Raw genomic sequence first — 1,343 nt, forward strand, 5'->3', positions numbered from 1 at the left:
TCCAGCACTGCAGCAGGTCCTGAAGGGTGTCGAGGACCTGGTAGAGGGTCAGGCCGGCGTGTGGGCTTTTGGGTCGAGGCGCCGCAGGGTGAGGAAGGCCTGGGCGGCGGTGACGAGGGTGACGTGGTGGTGCCAGCCGCGCCAGGTGCGGCCTTCGAAGTGGTCCAGTCCGAGGCCGTGCTTGAGCTCGCGGTAGTCGTGCTCGATGCGCCAGCGCATCTTCGCCCACCTGACGAGATCCTCGGCCGGGGTGGTGGCGGGGAGGTTCGAGATCCAGTAGCCCGTCGGGGCGTCCTGACCGTGTGGCCACTCGATCAGAAGAGTCCGTGTGGGCAGGACACCGTCCCACCGGTTGCGCCCGCCGCCCGCCTCCTGGGCCGCGGCCAGGGACTGCTTGCCCGCGGGTCGGACCGTCAGGACGGTGAACCGCGAGGTCATCGGGCCTTTGCTGCCCTGCCGCCAGGTGACCTCGGTGAACTGTTCCGCACCGGCTTGTGCCGCCAGGACACTGACTGCTGGGGGCGGGGTGCGGTAGCGGGGCAGGGTCGGCGGTCCGAGCCCGCCATAGGCGGGCCGGTGCGGCTCGGCCCCTTCGGCATGGGCGACTTCTTTGCCGGTCAGCGCGAGGACATAGGACAGTCCGCGTTCCTCCAGGCCGATCCGGAACGGGGTGCTGACGCCGTAACCGGCGTCGGCGACCACCACCGGCGCTTCCAGTTTCCAGCCGGTGAGCGTGTCCAGCAGGCTGAGAGCCAGGCGCCACTTCTCCCGATGGTCAACGGCATCGTCCGGCACTCCAGACCTGCGGCAGCGGTCCGGATCGTCCGTCCACTCCCACGGCAGATACAACTGCCACTCCAGCGGACACGAGGCCGTGTCGGTGGCGGCATGGACACTGACCGCGACCTGGCAGTTCGCCCGTTTCCCGAGCGCTCCACAGTACTGCCGGGCCACCCCGACCGAAGCGGTGCCGCACTTGGGAAACGACACGTCGTCGATCACCCACACCTCCGGGCTGGCCGCCTCGCTCAATCGCTCGGCGATCCGCCGCCGCACCGGCAGCGAATCCCACGGCGACTGGTTCACGAACTGCTGCAGGGCCTGCATGTTCCCGTCCGGCAGCCGCTCGGCCATCGGCTGGATCGACTTGCGCCGGCCGTCCAGCATCAGACCCCTCAGATAACACCCGCCCCACCGCCGCTGATCCCGCCGCGGAAGCGAGACGAACACATCGGCAACGAACTCCGATAACTCACCCCGGAGCCGTTCCACCTCCCCAAGCCTCATAGCCGGAAGATGCCCGTTACCAGGCAAGATCACCCGACGTAACGAAGCACTACTAG

The 1,343-nt window shown here is 68.6% G+C and carries 1 protein-coding gene; it reads right to left on the reverse strand.

The window, feature by feature from the left end; all coding sequences use genetic code 11:
* Nucleotides 1–48 precede the first annotated feature (48 nt).
* Complete coding sequence (locus tag ACIO92_RS34120; protein WP_401243319.1) at nt 49–1,287, reverse strand: IS701 family transposase; 1,239 nt, start codon at nt 1,285–1,287, stop codon at nt 49–51.
* Nucleotides 1,288–1,343: the final 56 nt, after the last annotated feature.

The sequence above is a fragment of the Streptomyces sp. NPDC087215 genome, from assembly GCF_044744885.1.
Taxonomy (GTDB): domain Bacteria; phylum Actinomycetota; class Actinomycetes; order Streptomycetales; family Streptomycetaceae; genus Streptomyces.